18 protein-coding genes are annotated in these 16,184 nt (G+C 56.3%); 4 read left to right on the top strand and 14 right to left on the bottom strand.

All coding sequences use genetic code 11. From position 1 onward, the window contains the following. The first annotated feature begins 5 nt into the window (after positions 1-5). Positions 6-368, top strand: a complete 363-nt coding sequence (locus ACFO1S_RS13645; protein WP_378126947.1) for a c-type cytochrome — start codon at positions 6-8, stop codon at positions 366-368. A 68-nt stretch (positions 369-436) separates the two neighbouring features. On the opposite strand, the gene ACFO1S_RS13640 is transcribed toward ACFO1S_RS13645, so the two are convergent. The 6 genes from ACFO1S_RS13640 to ACFO1S_RS13615 form a co-directional block, all read right to left on the bottom strand. Then, positions 437-982: a TlpA family protein disulfide reductase gene (locus ACFO1S_RS13640; protein ID WP_204605955.1), complete on the bottom strand. Its 546-nt coding sequence runs from the start codon at positions 980-982 to the stop codon at positions 437-439. Next, entirely contained in the window at positions 979-1,692 is a 714-nt protein-coding gene (locus ACFO1S_RS13635; RefSeq protein WP_204605954.1) for an ABC transporter ATP-binding protein, read from the bottom strand. Before ACFO1S_RS13635 ends, ACFO1S_RS13640 begins: the two co-directional genes overlap by 4 nt. Then, entirely contained in the window at positions 1,685-2,506 is an 822-nt protein-coding gene (locus tag ACFO1S_RS13630; protein WP_204605953.1) for an ABC transporter permease, read from the bottom strand. The genes ACFO1S_RS13635 and ACFO1S_RS13630 overlap by 8 nt, the downstream gene beginning before the upstream one ends. Positions 2,507-2,622: 116 nt before the next feature. Further along, positions 2,623-3,171: a nitrous oxide reductase accessory protein NosL gene (locus tag ACFO1S_RS13625; RefSeq protein WP_204605952.1), complete on the bottom strand. Its 549-nt coding sequence runs from the start codon at positions 3,169-3,171 to the stop codon at positions 2,623-2,625. 2 nt (positions 3,172-3,173) lie between these two features. Continuing rightward, the gene (locus tag ACFO1S_RS13620; protein ID WP_204605951.1) at positions 3,174-4,544 is read right to left on the bottom strand and encodes a right-handed parallel beta-helix repeat-containing protein; all 1,371 of its coding nucleotides are present in this window, start codon (positions 4,542-4,544) and stop codon (positions 3,174-3,176) included. After that, a complete protein-coding gene (locus tag ACFO1S_RS13615; RefSeq protein WP_204605950.1) occupies positions 4,541-4,939 on the bottom strand; it encodes a hypothetical protein in 399 nt (132 codons plus the stop codon). Before ACFO1S_RS13615 ends, ACFO1S_RS13620 begins: the two co-directional genes overlap by 4 nt. A 206-nt stretch (positions 4,940-5,145) precedes the next feature. On the opposite strand from ACFO1S_RS13615, the gene ACFO1S_RS13610 reads away from it, so the two are divergent. Next, positions 5,146-5,568, top strand: a complete 423-nt coding sequence (locus ACFO1S_RS13610) for a FixH family protein (RefSeq protein ID WP_204605949.1) — start codon at positions 5,146-5,148, stop codon at positions 5,566-5,568. 19 nt (positions 5,569-5,587) lie between these two features. Here ACFO1S_RS13610 and ACFO1S_RS13605 read toward each other — a convergent pair whose 3' ends face one another. From ACFO1S_RS13605 to ACFO1S_RS13585, 5 genes are all read right to left on the bottom strand, one after another. Beyond that, a complete protein-coding gene (locus tag ACFO1S_RS13605; RefSeq protein WP_204605948.1) occupies positions 5,588-6,271 on the bottom strand; it encodes a sulfite exporter TauE/SafE family protein in 684 nt (227 codons plus the stop codon). Then, positions 6,268-8,472 (bottom strand): heavy metal translocating P-type ATPase, encoded by a 2,205-nt coding sequence (locus ACFO1S_RS13600; RefSeq protein ID WP_204605947.1) that lies wholly within the window; start codon positions 8,470-8,472, stop codon positions 6,268-6,270. Before ACFO1S_RS13600 ends, ACFO1S_RS13605 begins: the two co-directional genes overlap by 4 nt. 215 nt (positions 8,473-8,687) lie before the next feature. After that, positions 8,688-9,338, bottom strand: coding sequence for a response regulator (locus ACFO1S_RS13595; protein WP_204605946.1), 651 nt, complete (start codon positions 9,336-9,338; stop codon positions 8,688-8,690). A 34-nt stretch (positions 9,339-9,372) separates the two neighbouring features. Then, complete coding sequence (locus ACFO1S_RS13590) at positions 9,373-9,792, bottom strand: disulfide oxidoreductase (RefSeq protein WP_204605945.1); 420 nt, start codon at positions 9,790-9,792, stop codon at positions 9,373-9,375. Positions 9,793-10,016: 224 nt separating this feature from the next. Next, positions 10,017-10,523, bottom strand: coding sequence for a C40 family peptidase (locus ACFO1S_RS13585; RefSeq protein ID WP_204605944.1), 507 nt, complete (start codon positions 10,521-10,523; stop codon positions 10,017-10,019). Between the two features lie 175 nt (positions 10,524-10,698). Here ACFO1S_RS13585 and ACFO1S_RS13580 point away from each other — a divergent pair, with 175 nt between their 5' ends. Beyond that, the gene (locus ACFO1S_RS13580) at positions 10,699-11,088 is read left to right on the top strand and encodes a VOC family protein (RefSeq protein WP_204605943.1); all 390 of its coding nucleotides are present in this window, start codon (positions 10,699-10,701) and stop codon (positions 11,086-11,088) included. 16 nt (positions 11,089-11,104) lie between these two features. Here ACFO1S_RS13580 and ACFO1S_RS13575 read toward each other — a convergent pair whose 3' ends face one another. From ACFO1S_RS13575 to ACFO1S_RS13565, 3 genes are all read right to left on the bottom strand, one after another. Continuing rightward, complete coding sequence (locus ACFO1S_RS13575; protein ID WP_204605942.1) at positions 11,105-11,851, bottom strand: spermidine synthase; 747 nt, start codon at positions 11,849-11,851, stop codon at positions 11,105-11,107. A 106-nt stretch (positions 11,852-11,957) separates the two neighbouring features. Beyond that, on the bottom strand, positions 11,958-12,374 hold the full coding sequence (locus ACFO1S_RS13570) for a VOC family protein (protein WP_204605941.1): 417 nt from the start codon (positions 12,372-12,374) through the stop codon (positions 11,958-11,960). A 98-nt stretch (positions 12,375-12,472) separates the two neighbouring features. Continuing rightward, the gene (locus ACFO1S_RS13565; protein ID WP_204605940.1) at positions 12,473-13,306 is read right to left on the bottom strand and encodes a helix-turn-helix domain-containing protein; all 834 of its coding nucleotides are present in this window, start codon (positions 13,304-13,306) and stop codon (positions 12,473-12,475) included. Between the two features lie 193 nt (positions 13,307-13,499). On the opposite strand from ACFO1S_RS13565, the gene ACFO1S_RS13560 reads away from it, so the two are divergent. Then, positions 13,500-15,725, top strand: coding sequence for a heavy metal translocating P-type ATPase (locus ACFO1S_RS13560; protein ID WP_204605939.1), 2,226 nt, complete (start codon positions 13,500-13,502; stop codon positions 15,723-15,725). Positions 15,726-16,184: the final 459 nt, after the last annotated feature.

The following is a 16,184-nucleotide window of genomic DNA, read 5'->3' as shown; positions in this document are numbered from 1 at the left end:
TTGAGTTGTACAAAAGGATCATGGCCGTTCTGATCGGCATCGCTTGCGCTTTTGGCGTATATCTCATCAGCTCAGGCTTGCCCGAGAAAAAGGATGCCGTTGCCGAAGGCGGCAAATTCGAGGTGCCGGAAAGAGCCGTGGATGCTCCCGCATCCGAGCAGTTGTATCAAAGCCTCTGTATTTCCTGTCACGGGGATCAATTGCAAGGCGCGATGGGACCCGAGCTTGCTCATGTCGGCGGCAAATTGACGAAGGAGCAGCTATTCAAGAAAATCTCCACCGGGGGACGCGGTATGCCTGCCTTTCAGGAGCGTCTTACCGAGGAAGAAATCATCACGCTCACGACATGGCTGGCCTCGAAGCAATAAGAAAAGCGCGCAGCTCCATACGAAAGCAGGGCGGTCCGGGAATGCGATCCGGCCGCCCTGCTTTCGTATTAGCTCTCCTCGCCTGCCCCGGACAATAAGGCGTCCAATTGCTCGCGATCGGTCAATTCGCCGACGCCCATCCGACTCAATCTGCCCTGCTCATCGATTACGAAGGTCGCCGGCAGCCCAACGACCCGATAGCGATCGGAAGCTTGACCCGTCGCATCGATTAACACGGGAAAGGAAATCCCGTGCTCGCGCAAATATTCGTTCACCGTGCCCTTCGATTCCCCTGCGTTAACGGAGATAAGCTTGAATTTGCCTTCTCGATACGCCTCGTCGATCAGCGGCATCTCTTGCACGCAGGGCTTGCACCAGGACGCCCAGAAGTTGACGACCACCGCTTGACCGCGATAGTCCTGCAAGGCGATACGCTGCCCCGCGGTATCCACGCCTTGGATCGGAGGCGCTTCTTCCCCGAGCGCGAAGCCGTCCGATCGGGTATCCCGATCGGAGAGCAGCGTCGTCGCCAGTACAGAGATCAATCCGGCAAGCGCGAGAACAACGAGGAATGCGGTCAGCCTCCTCTTGAACGAATGCCCTTCTCTCTTCATGCCAGAACCTCTCGGAACGCCGCGTGAAGCGGATGGTCGCCGTAGCGTGCGCGATACTGCTCCACGCTGCCCTCTCCGCATTTTTTGCCTTGGTTCAAGAAGATGACCTGATCCGCCACCTCTTCGGCAACGGGAAGCTGATGCGTGGAAAAAATAACGGCATGTCCCTCCCGTTTTACTTCGCGAATCAGTCTGACGAACTCATCCATCCAATAAGGGTCCAGCCCGTTGGTCGGCTCGTCCATCATCAGCAGAGGTGGCTTGGCTAGTATCGCTTGCGCGAACAGCAGACGTTGACGCATCCCTTTGGAGAAGGTTTGCACTTTGGCGTGCCGCTTCTCCTCCAGCCCGACGATTGCCAGCGTCTCCAGCACTCGCGTCTTGTCGACTCCGCGAAGCGAAGCCCAGAACGACAAGGCCTCCATCGCTGTCAGCCCTTGCGTAAACTGGTAATCGTCCGGCATATAGCCGATCTGTCTCGCGAACTGAGCCCGGTTCCCCGCCCAGGTCAAGCCATTCACCTGGATCTCTCCGGAGGTCGGTTGCAGAATGCCGGCGATCATTCTCAGAATCGTGCTCTTGCCCGCGCCGTTCCCGCCGCACAAGGCCAACACTTCGCCGGCCGCAACCTTCAGGTCGATGGGCTCCACCAGCGTCTGCTTTTTGATCGATTTGCCGATGCCCGTTGCGAGGACAAGCGGATTAGCCATTAGAACGCCCCCTCTCCCAGATCCAGTAGACGAGAGCAGCCGAGACCGCGAGCCAAGCGATGCATACGCCTAGGAAGATCAGCGTGCCGCCCGAACCGCTCACCCAGCCGACCCATTCGTAGTATTCCGGCCCCAGCACCGAGCCCCCGCCCAGCTTGATGACGACGAATAGACGGACCAGCTCCGCCGGATTGAGGAAGGTCATGACGACGAGAACAGGCTTGATCCACAAGTACGGCAGCCCGCCAAGCGCGGCGATCAAGATCGTAGACCATCCGATAATCAGGAAAAACCAAAGGGCTACGCTGATCGTCAACGCTTGCCAGCGATTGCGCGACAGAGAGCCGACAATCATGGCAATGGCCAGAAACAGCAGAACCAGCCCGACTGAAAAAGCGGCAAACAGCAAATAAGTGCTTAAAGCAAAGCCCGTACCGGTAAAGGCGCTGACGACGCCCATCAGGCCATAGCCGAATGCGACGATCGTCACCAGCACGAGCGAAAGTCCTGCGTATTTGCCCGCCACGAACGACATCGTGCCGATGGGATAGGTCGAGAGCAGCTGCCAGCTGCCCTCCTCCTTCTCGGCCGTAAGCGAGAAGGAGCCCAGAAACAGAGTCATTAACGGCAGCAGGTACAGCGTCAGACTGAGCATGGAGCCTGTGACCCCGGTGTAGCCTTCGACGATATTGCGCGAGTTGATCAGCAGCAGGCTCAGACTGAATATGGAAAACAGCGCCAGGAAGGAATAAGCCCACGGGTTGCGAAAGCCGATCCGAATCTCCCTTTTGGCTACTTGCAGCAAATCCGCCATGTTGACCTCTCCATAAGTTCGTTGATAGTGACTCTCCGGCTTAGCCCGTTCACTTGGAAAAGAAGGCTCGTCCGCGATGGACCGCAAACCTCGGCGCCGCGAAATCCGCGCTGCGCTTAATGGGTTTTTGCGTCCGTGTTCATGTCCATGCCTTCGCCTTCATGTCCGCCTTCCTCGCCATCGTGGGTGTGGCCCATGTTCATGCCGCTTTTGTTTTGCTCCCACGTATGCTGGGTCAGCTCCTTGGCGCTCATCAGCTTCCCGACGCCCTGCTCGGCAATGAAGGCTTCCGCCGACTTTTTGTCTTTGAAGCTGACAATCCCGTACGCCATTGGCGTGCGAATCGAAGCGTCATAGACGTAAGTCGCTTCCTCGTACTCCACCCAGTCCTTGTCGTTGTAATCCCGAACATAGTCCTTGCCGATGTTGTCGGTGCCGTTGCGCGACTTCCATTCGTTCATGCAGCCGATATCGTCGAACTTGTAGTTTTTGCCGTCTTTGGTCGTGAGCTGCGTCGCATAGGCATCGTCCTTCACCTGCATATTGCAGATCGCGCACACGTCCACATCTTCGTTAATCGCCACGGGCTCGTATTTGTTGCCTCCGCATGCGCTTAATAGAGTAATCGCCAGCCCCATGACCAATGCCATCGTCCACTTCTTCATCCTTATCTAGCTCCCTTATACATAATAAATACCGAACCGCCCAGCAGCGCCAGCCCCAGCAGCCACACCATCGAGCCTCTTTCCGGCTCCGACTGGGACGGGTTGGGTACTCCGTCCGGCAAACTCATCAACGGCGCGGCATCCCTTGCCCACTCGCCCCTGTCAGCCGTGAACATCTCGCTTAAATAAACCATGCCCGGCGATTGAAAAAACAATTGAAAGGCCGGCGTTCTATCGATGAGCTGCGAATAAAAGGGATTGATCTCATAGGAAATATCGCTCAAGCCGTCTCCCTGCAAATCGAGTCCCTGTACCGCATCCCAGAAGTTCCCGTCCATCCGGTTGCCCGCGCTGTCCGATGCCTCCGCCTCGATCACGTTGGCGATAAACCGGTTGTCGCTGAATCGGTTATTCGCCGATTCGAGAAACTGAATCCCCATGAAGTTGCGCTCGACGGCGTTGCGGGTCAACAGATTATCCGACGACTGCTCCATGTAGATGCCGACTCGATTGCCTTCGAACAGATTGTTCTCGATTCGGGACGTCTGGACGTCGAACAGCAGCAAGCCCTGCGAATTGACATTCTCGCTCTGCTTGCGAAAGGAGTTGTCCTTCACAAGGGCGTCCGTCACGCCCATGACCATGGCGCCGGTCACATTGTACTCCCCTTCGTTGCCGACAATCTGCGTACCGTCGGTATACATGCAATGAATGCCGTAGCGCGAGCGGTAAACCCGATTCTGCTCCACATTCGCGCGGTGACTGTTCTCCAGATATATTCCGTCCCGCATGTCGTAGACCTCATTCGACACGATTGCCGCGTCATGCGAATCGTAGAGATCGATCCCGTTGCTCTTCCTGCCGACGCCGACACGATCTTGCGCCCCTCCGGCGCCGGTCCAATCGATTCGATTGCCGCTCAGCGCTGCCCGATCGGCCCCGCGCAGCTTGATTCCGTAACCGTCGGTTTCGATCACCAGATTGCTCAGCGTTGCATCATCCGCCTCTTCCACCAAGACTGCCGTCGCTTCTCCCGATTGCGGCTGCCGAAGGGTCAAGCCGTCAAGCACGACGCCGTCCGCGCGAACGACGATAACCGCATCCTCGCCGTTGCCGGTCACCTGCGCCCGACCGCCGCCCGCAATCGTAAGCTTCTTGTCGACGATGATCGGCCCCGCATAACGTCCAGCCTCCAGCTCCAGCCTGTCTCCGGGCTCCGCTTCGTCGATTGCGGCCTGCAGCGCCCGCCCCAGCTCTTCCGGCTGCCGCGATTCGCCGTGGACTGCGCTAGCCCCTAGAGCGAAGCTCAGAGCCGCGCCGGCCAGAAGCAGCCGAAGGCTCTTCCTAGCGCCGCGTTGACTGAAAGGCTTCATTCGATCACTTCCACAGGTTTCTTCTTCGTAATGTGAAGCTCGCCGCTATAGATGTGAATATAGACGTCGTAACTTGCCGGCTCCTTGAACGTAAAGCTCGCGGAATACAAGCCGTCGCCGGAATGCTCGACTTCCTCGATCAGCTCGGGCAGGCTCTTGTTGCCCGCCTTGCGAATCTCGAATTGGACGATGCCGTCTTTGGCGTTCACAAGCCCCGTAACGGTAGCGAGCAGCTTCGTCGCTTCCCCCGCGCGTGCTTGCGCAGGCTCCGTCGCCAATTCCACCTTAATGTCCTTAGGGTCTTGATCTCCCGCCTGGGAGGACGAAGAGCAAGCCGTCAGGCTCACCGCCGCCAAGAGGATCAGGACCAGCCACCCCGTTCTGTTGAATTTCACCCTCTCACTCCTGTCTATACAATGGCTTTCTGCTATTATTCTAGCCCATCGCCATTTCTATGACATAACTCTTTAGGGCTAGTTTCGATGGCATTCTTGTGACAGTTGCCGAATATCCCCAATTCGGACCTTCGGTCGATAAGGAATAGATGGCACATGCGGAGGATATACATCTTTAACAGCAATCATGCGGAAGAAGGGATACCGTGTCCAATAAACTCGTCTTGGGGGCTGCGGTTGTCGGATTGTTGTTGATCGGGGGGAGCTTAAGCAGCGGAATGCTGCAGCGGGGAGGAGATTCGGAGCGCGCGACCAGCAGTGTCGCCGACGGAGCGGGCCTTCGGGCGGAAATCCGTTCGCAGCCTGTCGCAGCCGTCATGTCGGCAAATGTCCTCTTGCTGAGCTTGACGAATGCAGCGGGCTATCCTGTTCAGGATGCCGAATTGACCGCTTATTTCGTTATGCCGGGCATGTTCTGCGGACATATCCCGGCGGTGGTGCAGCCGCTTGCCGCAGGGGAATATGAGATTACGGGCATTCCGGTTATGGAGGGCGCATGGCAAGCGAACGTCACAATTAAGCAAGGCGAAGAAACCTTGGTCGCCGTGCATTCTTTCAAGGCAAAATAATTATTAATGACATTAATGATCACCAAAGCCAAGGGTGAACCCCCGGAATCCAGTCGTTGGCGGACAGGCCTTTTAGGATCGAGAGTAAGCCCATGATATAAGCGAGAGCGGCTCCGGTCACCCTCATGCCCTTGCGATGCGTCTTGTTTAAGCGAAGCGCAAAAATCGTCAGCAGAATAAACACCGGCAGCGTCGATAATCCGAACACCAGCAGCAGAAGCATGCCTCCCGCCCATGTCCCGGAAGCCGCCGCCTGGATTTGCATCGCGTAAGTGAGTCCGCATGGGATAAAGCCCAGCATGACGCCAGACAGATAGACTCCCGGCCACTCCCGACGTATGCCAGCGGCGGCCAACGCCTCGTTCGCCCTCCGTCCGATCACGCCGATTCGATGCTGATAGGGCAACGCGTATCGTTTGTACGTCCATACGATGATTAGGATGCCGCCGACAATGCTCGCGATGCTCTGCAAGCCGATATAGGCGCCCGCAACGTTGAGAAAGGAGCCGATCAGCCCCATCAAGCCGCCAGTAACGGTATAAGTCGTGATTCTTCCGGCATGATAAGCGATGGCCGAGGCCATCGGATTTCGCGGCGAGTTTAGAATATAGGACGACGAGATGCCTCCGCACATCACCAGACAATGGGGGGCGCCCATAAGGCCGGCCAAGGCGACGAGCAGCAGCGTTTGAGCGGAGATCATTCGCGGCCCCTCTCCGCAAGCGCCACCGATTGAAGCCTCAGCGCGTTGGATACGACAAGCACGGAGCTGGCGGCCATGCCCAGGCAGGCGATTTTGGGATCCAGATAACCCGCGGCAGCCAGCGGCACCGCTGCGGTATTGTACACAATGGCAAAGGCGATATTCTGCTTAATGTTCTTCAGGGCGGCCTTGCTGAGCCGGAAGGCATCCGCAATCCCGGACAGGCTATTGCGAGCCAGAACGATATCCCCTACTTGCATGGCCGCTCCCGCCCCTCCGCCCATCGCGATACCGACGTCGGCGGCTGCGAGCGCGGCTGCGTCGTTATTGCCGTCGCCGACGAAGGCGACGATATGACCGCCCCGACGCTCTTCCTCGACAACGGCGGCTTTGCGTTCCGGAGAGCAGCCTGCGCGAACCTCCTCTATGCCCGCTTGGCGGGCGATGGCGTAAGCCGGAGTCGGCTGGTCTCCCGTTACGATGCTCAGCTTCGCCGCAGGCTTGAGCTTCGCCACAACCTCTGCCGCCTCGCTTCTTAACGTATCCGACAGCAGAAGGGCTCCCGAATGTCTGCCTTCGATAGTCACGTACAGCACGGTCGCGGCCGCATCGGCCGGCAGCTCCCCGAAGATCGCGTCCATATCGGAGGCTTCTCCCGCAGCGGACTCGATCCATTGCCGATGGCCGACCCGAACCTGCTTTCCCTCTACAAGGCCTTGTACGCCGCCGCCGGGGATTTCCATCGTTCCCGTCGCCTCGGGAACCACGATCCCCTGTTTTTCCGCCGCTTCCATGATCGCTTCGGCAAGCAAATGGGCGGATTGGCGCTCGACGGCAGCGGCCATGCGAAGCAGATAGGCTTTGGAATAGCGGGTGGTCTGGATCGCCTTCAGCCGCGGCTTGCCCTCGGTTAATGTTCCGGTTTTGTCGAACAATAAGCGATCCACTTTCGCCAGCGTCTCCATAGCGCCTCCGTCCTTGAACAGAATGCCCTTCTTCGCCGCCAACGCCGTAGCGATCAGGATAGAAACGGGGGCGGCCAAGCCAAGCGCGCAGGGACATGCAATCAGCAGTACGGCCAGTGAGTGACGAATCGCCAGCTCGGCGGACGCGCCTTCCGCTCCCCATGACCAATAGGCATAGGTAAGGACGGCGCATAGCACCATAATCGGCACGAAGACCGCCGCCGCCTTGTCGACCTTCCTCGCAAGAGTCGGCTTCACGCTTTGCGCGTTCTCAACCATCGCAATCATGCGCGACAGCCTCGTGCCGCTCGCGTCGCATGACGCCCGGATACGCAATGCCCCGTTCAGACAGCGCGTGCCGCTGTACACGTCGTCTCCGACAGATTTCAGCGCCGGTGCGCTCTCCCCCGTCAGCAGCGCCTCGTCGACCTCGGCTGACCCCGCTATGATTTTGCCGTCGGCTGAAATCCACTCTCCCGCCTCCACGATCACTTCCTCGCCCTTTCTCAGCTCTTCTGCCGGAATCCACTCCTCGCCCTGCCCTTTTCTCACCCGCACAAGACGAATCTGTAATCCATACAGTTCGTTCAGATCCTTCAGCGCTCTGCCCTTTGCTTTCGCCTCCAGCAGCTTGCCCAGCAGGATGACCGTTAGAACCATGGCAATCGTATCGAAATAGAGCTGATCGTGCGCGATCTCGAAGCGCGCTTGCAGCAGCAGATAGTGACTGTAAAAGTAGGCCACGGAAGTGCTTAACGCCACCAGCGAATCCATATTGGCGCTTCGTTGCTTCAGAGCCAGATAAGCTCCCCGATAGAAAGGATACCCTACGTAGAATTGCAGCACGGTAGCCAGCCCCCACTGCAAGAGCGGCGATAAGAGCACCTCGGGAATCCATAGGCGATCAAGCAATGGGATATGGGAAAGCATCGCCCAGAAGAGCGGCAGCGACAAGAGGAAGGACACCGCGAACCTTGCGCGAAGGCTGCGGATTTCGGCTTCGTGCGTTTCATGAGGCGCAGTGATCGCTGCAGAGGCGCCGTAGCCTAATTGCTCGATCTTGCTGCGAATGCCGTCATCTCCGACCTTTCTCCGATCGTAGCGGACAATGGCCTGAGCCGTCGCCAGATTCACCGAGGCCGCCTGAACTCCGTCCAGCCGCTGCAGCCCCTTCTCAATGCGGGAAGAGCAAGCCGCGCATGTCATTCCCGATATTTGCAAGCGCAACGTATCCATAGGGCACCTCGTCCTGTTCGAAGTTTCGGCTGTCGCCTGTCCTTCTTTACCCTATGAGATCAATACGCGGAACAGAATAGCTCCTATGGGTTGCCGGGCGCTTATTCGTCTCTCTCCGTATACGGTTCGCATGATTGGAGAGACTGGCCGCAAGCAAAAAGACCGCTCCCCAGAGCGACCCATAACGTTCTCTTTCCCGGCTTTGCCGTCAACCGTCAATTTTGAAAAAAACCTTGCTCATAGGCGTAACGCGTCAATTGCACCCGGTTATCGAGGTGAAGCTTGTGAAGAATGTTTTTCAGGTGGTTTTTGACCGTATGCTCGGAAATATCAAGCTCATGCGCGATTTCCCGATTCAAGTAGCCCTTGGCCACCCAGCGTAAAATTTCCTGCTCGCGTGGAGTCAGTTGGCTGCCGCCCGACGCGGGCTGAGCTTCCTTCGGGGCAAACTCAAGCAGAATCCGATGGGCCAGCTCGCGCGAGAGCGGCGCCTCGTCATCGATGACCGCTTTCAGGTATTCGTGCCATGCGGAGGGATTCAGGTTTTTCAGCAGATAACCCTGTGCGCCTTTCTTGAGCGCTTCGAACAAATGCGCAATATCGTCCGACACGGTCACCATAACGATTTTCACGTAAGGAAAACGGGACTTGATCGCCTTCGTGGCCTCCAGCCCGTTCATTCCTTTCATATTGATGTCCATCAGGATCAAATCGGGCATACATTCCCCGGTCAAGCGTATCGCTTCCTGTCCGTCAGCCGCCTCCGCAACGATCGTGAAGCTAGGATCCGAGCCCAGAATCATTCTCATGCCCTCTCTGGCATGGCTGTGATCGTCGACGATAAGAATCCGAATGGCGGACAGCATGGCTCATTTCCCCTTTCGCTTCGAAGGTGTCGGCTCAGCGGGTTTTGCGAGCCTTGATCAACGAGAAGACAATCAGCGCGAATGCGGCGAACGCCAGCATAGGCACCGTCAGAAACCCGAAAGCGTCCAATACGTCCTCCGCGCAGGAGGTTGGTCCGCAGGATGCGACGAAGGAGTCGTGCGGCATCTCCTGCAGCAAAATATGATACGCGGATACTCCCCCGCCAACAATCGCAAGCGGCAGCGCATAGATCAGCGCGTCGGGGCGATCCTTGGCCGAAGCGATGCCGAGTATGAACGTTAACGGATACATAAAAATGCGCTGATACCAGCACAGGCTGCAGGGGACAAACCCTAGAACCTCGCTTAAATACAGACTGCCCAGCGTAGCGATGACGGAAAACGCCCATGCGACGAACAGCCAGGTGTTTTTCTGCTGCGGATTCGTTTTCATCGAAAGCCCTCCTGCTTCTCATAATAAATAAGCTCGAATAAACCCATTCTTTAACTATATCTCGCCTGAAGCCTTGGCAACATGACTCGAAGGAGCTATATTGCGGCTATTCGTGACAACGCCGTGACAATCGGTGGGCCATTCCGACAAACAAAACCGCCAACCCTTGCGCTCCTGCGCATCCGTTGGCGGTTCGTTCGCTGCATATGATTAAGCTGTAACGGCTAGTCGTCCAATACTTCGGAGTCGTCTTCCGCTCCCGGCTCTTCCTTGACCATTTCCGCATAGTTCTCGCCTGAAGCGATCCGACGAGCAGTAACGTATCTCTTGGAATAGTAGGATTCGGACAGCTTGTTGATCCGCACGCCCTTGCTGCTGGAGGAATGGGCGAACTTGCCGTCTCCTACGTAGATGCCCGCGTGGGAAATGCCTTTGCCGCTCGTATTGAAGAACACCATATCTCCGACACGCAGCTCGTCCTTATCGACCTTGGTCCCTACCTTCGCTTGCGAGCTTGAGGTGCGGGGCAGCTTGATGTCGTACTGATTGAAAATGTACCGTACGAATCCGGAGCAATCGAATCCGCTTGTTGTCGTTCCTCCCCATTTGTAAGGGGTGCCTACCACTTCGTTGATCGCTTCCTTGAGATCCTTCTGACTTGCGTAAACGTTTCCTCCCTGAAAGGTGAAAAATAAGATTACGCTCAGCAACGACAGGACAGCCTTCTTCAAAACGGTTACTCCCTTCGACACAATCGATTATCGCTCGTATACTTGTCTTATGCTTAATTTCGATGATTTGTGTCGAATCCCTGCTTTATTAAGATTAGAATTCCTTCATTTTAAGATTGACACCTCCAATCGCCCAAGTTAGGATAGACTCATTTCACAGACGGAGGTCATGAAGATGGCTGTAAAGAGAATCGATCATGTCGGCGTGATGGTATCCGATATGGACCAGACTATCCGCTTCTACACGGAAATCGTGGGATTGGAGGTTAAGAGCCGGTTTACGCACACGAACGGCCTCCTACAGCTCGCCTTTCTGGGAACCCCGGGTGCAGAGGGAACAGAGATCGAGCTGATTCAAGGCTACAACGCCCAATTGCCTACGGAAGGAAAAATTCATCATTTCGCGATCACCGTAGACGATATCGAAGCCGAATACGAGCGGTTAAAAGAACTGCACATCGAATTCGTGGACGGCTTTGACCAGATTACCGCGCTTCCGAACGGTCATCGCTACTTCTTCTTTCACGGCCCGGATCGGGAATGGATCGAGTTTTTCCAGCGCTAACCGACAGTCCGGCGCCTTAGCGTATGCTATCCCGGATAAGATGGCCTTCTTCCGGCACGAATTCTCGTAGCCCCAGGCCATCCGGGAGGCCTTGCCGAAGCGGTTCTTCCCCTGCGGCAAAAAGGATGTTGCGGCTGTCGCTGTCCCGCTCAGTCGGCATGGAATAGGCCTGAACGCTGTCGTAGGTCCGCTTGAGCGTCGTGGCCAGCGCCGCGATAAACCTGTCGTTTCTCGGTCTGCCCATCACATTCAGGAGCAACGTCCCGCCCGGTCGCAGCTTGTCCGAGGTCAACGCGAAGAACTCCTCGCTAGTCAAATGAACCGGCGTCCCCTTGCTCGTAAATGCGTCAAGCAGGATATAGTCGAATTCCTTCGACGGCTCCTCCTCCAGCAATTGCCGCCCGTCCCCCACCAGAACGTTGTTCAGGCGATAGTCGAAATATTTTCTGCTGATCTCCACGACGGCAGCGTCAACCTCCGCCGCTCTGATCTTCTTATGGCTGAAATGCCTTGAGATCGTTCCGATGCCGTGTCCGATAAGGAACGCTCGCTCGAACATCGGATTGCCGTGCTCCATTAAGCCAATTAGCGCTTTCTGATAGCCGAGAAGGACCCGATCTCGATCCTTCAGGTCCATCGCCCCCTGCACATCTTCGTCCGCGAAGCGCAAGCAGCGGAACTTCCCCTCGCACCCTGCGAAATGCGAAGTCTCGTAGACCGTAATCTCGTTAAACGGACTCGTTTCTTTAACCAGTGGATGCATATTCGCGACTCCTCTCCGCTCCTCATTCTCCCTATTATATAAGCGAACGGTTGTTTATAAAAAGAAAAACCCGCGATAATCGCGGGTCGGTGCGTGTGTTCGTTCGTTACTCTTGCGCAATCGCGCTCTGATCCATATACATGATCTCCCAGAGATGGCCGTCGAGGTCCTGAAAGCTCCGAACGTACATAAATCCGTGGTCTGTCGGCGGGTTGGACGGCTTGCCTCCCGCTGCCAGCGCTTTGTCCGCGATCTCGTCCACCTGCTCCCGGCTGTCGGCAGAGATCGCCACGATCGCTTCGGTCGTTACGGACGGATCGGCAAGCTCCTTGCCGGTGAACGTCTTGAAGAAATCCTTGACGAGCAGCATGACGAAGATGTCTTCGCTGACGATCATACACGCCGCGTTCTGATCCGTGAACTGGGCGTTGAATTCAAATCCGACCGCGCGGTAGAAGGCCATCGTTTTGTCCAGATCGCTGACTGCCAGGTTCAGGAAAATCTTTTGCGCTGTAAGCGCCATAGTCAATTCACCTCTTAAGTATAGTGTAGTCGTCGTGGGACGACTTCAAGCTAGATTCATTGTAGCATGTCCAGCTCCCGAATATTTCTTACCGATTGCTAACGCATACCGTCTCCGGCGAAGGACGGAATCTCCGTCGTTCTCCTCCCGCCGCTTACTCGGTTAAGAAAACGGTTCATCAGCAGCGGCAAGGAAATTAATATCGGAGGATCGTCCGGCAAGGGCGGATGCAGCGTCACAGGCAATTCCAGCACGGAGGAATACGGCTTGACGACGATCGGCTCCCTGGAACGGGTACGCAAGGTGGCATGGGGCAACAGAAACTCCCTCGCGCTTGCGCCCCAGGACACGGACGTTGCCATCAGGTAATAGGTCCCCGGCTTTATGTCGGACAGCCAAAATTCGCGCGAGGACGAGATCAATGTTCCGTACAGGGGGAGCCCCTCCGGAATCGGCTTGGGGAACAACCCGATCAGAATGACCCCTTCGAACGGAATTTCGGTAAATACGGTTCCTCTGATCGCCCCATGAGGCATAAGCGACGGCCGACGCTCAGACCAATCGTTCAATTCCCGCAGCAGGCGAAGATGAGCTCCTGCCGCTTCCGAAGAATGGCGAAAATGGGACGGGCTCATGCCGACGCGATCCGTAAAGCGGGTCGTGAACGTGCCCAAGCTCTGCTGACCGATCTCCAGCCCGACATCCCGGATGCTCAAGCTCGTCTCCAGCAGCAAATCCTTTGCCTTCTGCAGCCTTAGCGCGGAGGCATAATAGAGCGGCGGCAATCCGATCCTTTTCTTGAACATTCGCGTAAAATGAAACGGACTGTATCCAATGTGCCTTGCAAGCTTGGCCAAGGGCAATGGCTCATAGAGGTGTCGCTGAATATAAGCGATCGCTGCGTCGATTTCCGAATTAAGATCATCTCCCACGCGCTGGCCCCTTCCGATTCTGGATAGAACGTTTGTTCCCGTTCAGAATAACACATTTTTCACATGAAGGAAATGGGAAATATTCAGGCTGTGCAATCTTAATAATTGTCATCTTTTGTTGTCATTTTTGCATTTGAGGAGTAATATGTGAGCAAGTATTCATTTAATATCGCAATTTCGGAGGATGAGCAGCATGAATGAATATCGGGTGAAAGGCCTGTCCTGCGGACATTGCGCCCAAACGCTGGAGAACGAAATTCGCGGACTGGAGCACGGTGCGACCGCCAAGCTTAGCTTCAACAGCGGCAAGCTGCTTCTGGACGAGCGCGTATCGCTGGATAAGGTGAAAGCCATTCTGAAATCGGAACGCGCTTATATCGATCAGCGCAGCGAATCCGAGGTGCAAGCGCAGTCTAATCAGGATCTGCCCGCGCATACAGCTTCAGGCCTGGAATCAAGCGTCAGCCCCTCTCCGCTTAAGAAGTCTTCTGGTCGCGAGAATGACCATGGTCATTCTCACAGCCACAGCCATGATCATGACAACGACCACAACCACGATCACCAACACGGACAAGGCACCGTCAGGATGATCGCGCTTCTGGCCGTGTCCGCTGTGATCTATTTGGGAGCTATGGCCATGGACGGCCTCTGGTCTGCCCGAATCGTCGTCCCGCTCTATCTGGCGGCCGCCGCTTTGAGCGGATATTCGACCTTCTACAAAGGGCTTCGCAATCTGCTTCGCCTGAAGTTTAACATCGATACGCTGATGACGATCGCGCTGGTCGGCGCCGTCTCCATCGGGGAATGGAAGGAAGCGACGCTCGTCGCCATTCTATTCGGATTGAATGAGCTGCTCGAAGGTCTTGGCATGGAGAAGGCGCGACGCTCGATGGAAGCGTTGCTTAACGTTGCGCCCAAGGAAGCCGTCAGGCTGGAGGAGGACGGTCGGGAAACGACCGTTCCGATTGCCGCCCTTCGCGTCGGCGATACGGTAATCGTCAAGCCCGGCGCGAAAATTCCGTCGGACGGAGTCGTCGCGCGCGGACGAAGCTCTGTGAATGAAGCGGCCATCACAGGGGAATCTCTGCCCGTGGAGAAGGCTGAAGGTCAGGCGGTATTCGGCGGAAGCCTCAACAACGAAGGGCTGCTTCACGTTCGCATCGACAAGGCGTATCGGGACTCGTCCTTGGCCAAAATCCTTCACCTCGTCGAAGAAGCCCAGGAGACGAAGACGCCTACGGAGCTGTTCATTAACAAGTTCGCCAAATACTATACTCCGCTCATCATGCTCGTCGCCGTACTGGTGATCGCCATTCCTCCCTTGCTGCTGAACGGAAGCTGGACGGAGTGGCTGTATCAGGGCCTGGCTGTCCTTATCGTCGGATGTCCCTGCGCGCTTATTCTGTCATCGCCGATCGCGATCATTGCCGGCATTGCGCGCAACGCGAGGCATGGCATTCTGATCAAGGGCGGCGTTCACCTCGAACAGCTCGGCAAGCTGGACACGCTCGCCTTCGACAAGACGGGTACGTTAACCAAAGGCGAGCCCCACGTCGAGAAGATGCTCGCTTACGACGATCGCTTGCTCGAAATTGCCGGCGCGATCGAGAACGCCTCCTCCCATCCATTGGCCAAAGCCATTATGAAGGAAGTGCGCCGGGCAGGCATCGCCTTCAAGCCGGCCGACAGCGTTCGCGCAATACCCGGACGCGGCGTCGAAGCCGAATATGAAAGCGAAGCCTACACGCTGGGTAGCGAGAGCAGCCTGACGCAGCTCTCTCTGCCTCCCGAAATCGCCTTGGCCATCGATGAAATGAAGCAGGAAGGGTTAACTCTGGTCCTCGTTGCGGATCGGCGACGGGTGCTTGGGCTGTTCGGAATCGCCGACGAGATTCGGGAGGAAAGCCCCTCGGTCATCTCCGATCTGCGGCGTAGCGGCATCCGGCGCACCGTTATACTTACGGGTGATCATCAGAAAACGGCCGAGAAGGTCGCCAATGCGGTCGGTATCGACGAGGCGATCGGCGGCCTGCTGCCCCAGGACAAAGTGTCGCTGATCCAGAAGCTGTCCCGGCAGGGAACCGTCGGGATGATCGGCGACGGCATCAATGACGCTCCCGCCCTAGCTACTGCCCAGCTCGGCATAGCCATGGGCAAGGGAACGGACAGCGCGATTGAGACAGCCGACATCGTTCTCATGCAGGATCATCTCGGCAAGCTCCCAGGCGCGATTCGGTTATCGCGGCGGGTTAACCGAACGATAGCCTTCAACATTTGCGTATCGATGGGACTTAAGCTTCTGGCGCTGGCGCTGGCCGTACCCGGCTGGCTGACCCTATGGGTGGCGATCCTGTCCGATATGGGCGCAACCGTGTTCGTCACGCTGGTGAGCCTGACGATTCTGATTGAGCGCAAGTAAACACACGGCTTCGCCGTCATTGGGCGCAGCGGCACACGTTTTGTATCACGCTATGCGATGAGTATAAAAAGGGGCTGGCTCTAAAGTGCTAAACTTTTGAGCAGCTTCTTTGTTTTATCTCGATTATGGTTTTGCGGCTCCGCTCCTCCAGGAGATACATGCCCTATTTTTACATCGATTCCGTTAGGCGAATGATTGAGCCGGAAAGTGTGTTTGGACAAATCAAGAATAACCGGGGATTCCGACGGTTCCTGCTTCGTGGCTTGCCATAGGTACGCTTAGAGGGAGGCCACTGAAAAAGTCTTTCAACTAAAAGAAGGTAACGTTCCTCAATTACATTGAGAGAGCAGTACCTTCTCTGCTGTATAATTAAAGTATTACAGCGAAAGGCGTGAAGTCAGTTGTTCCAGCCTCAAATCTCTTTTGCGATTAGTCCCTATGCGGCACTATACGACCTTA

The sequence above is a fragment of the Cohnella boryungensis genome (assembly GCF_042651945.1).
GTDB classification, from domain to species: Bacteria; Bacillota; Bacilli; order Paenibacillales; family Paenibacillaceae; genus Cohnella; species Cohnella boryungensis.
This window is presented reverse-complemented; position numbering and strand designations above follow the sequence as displayed.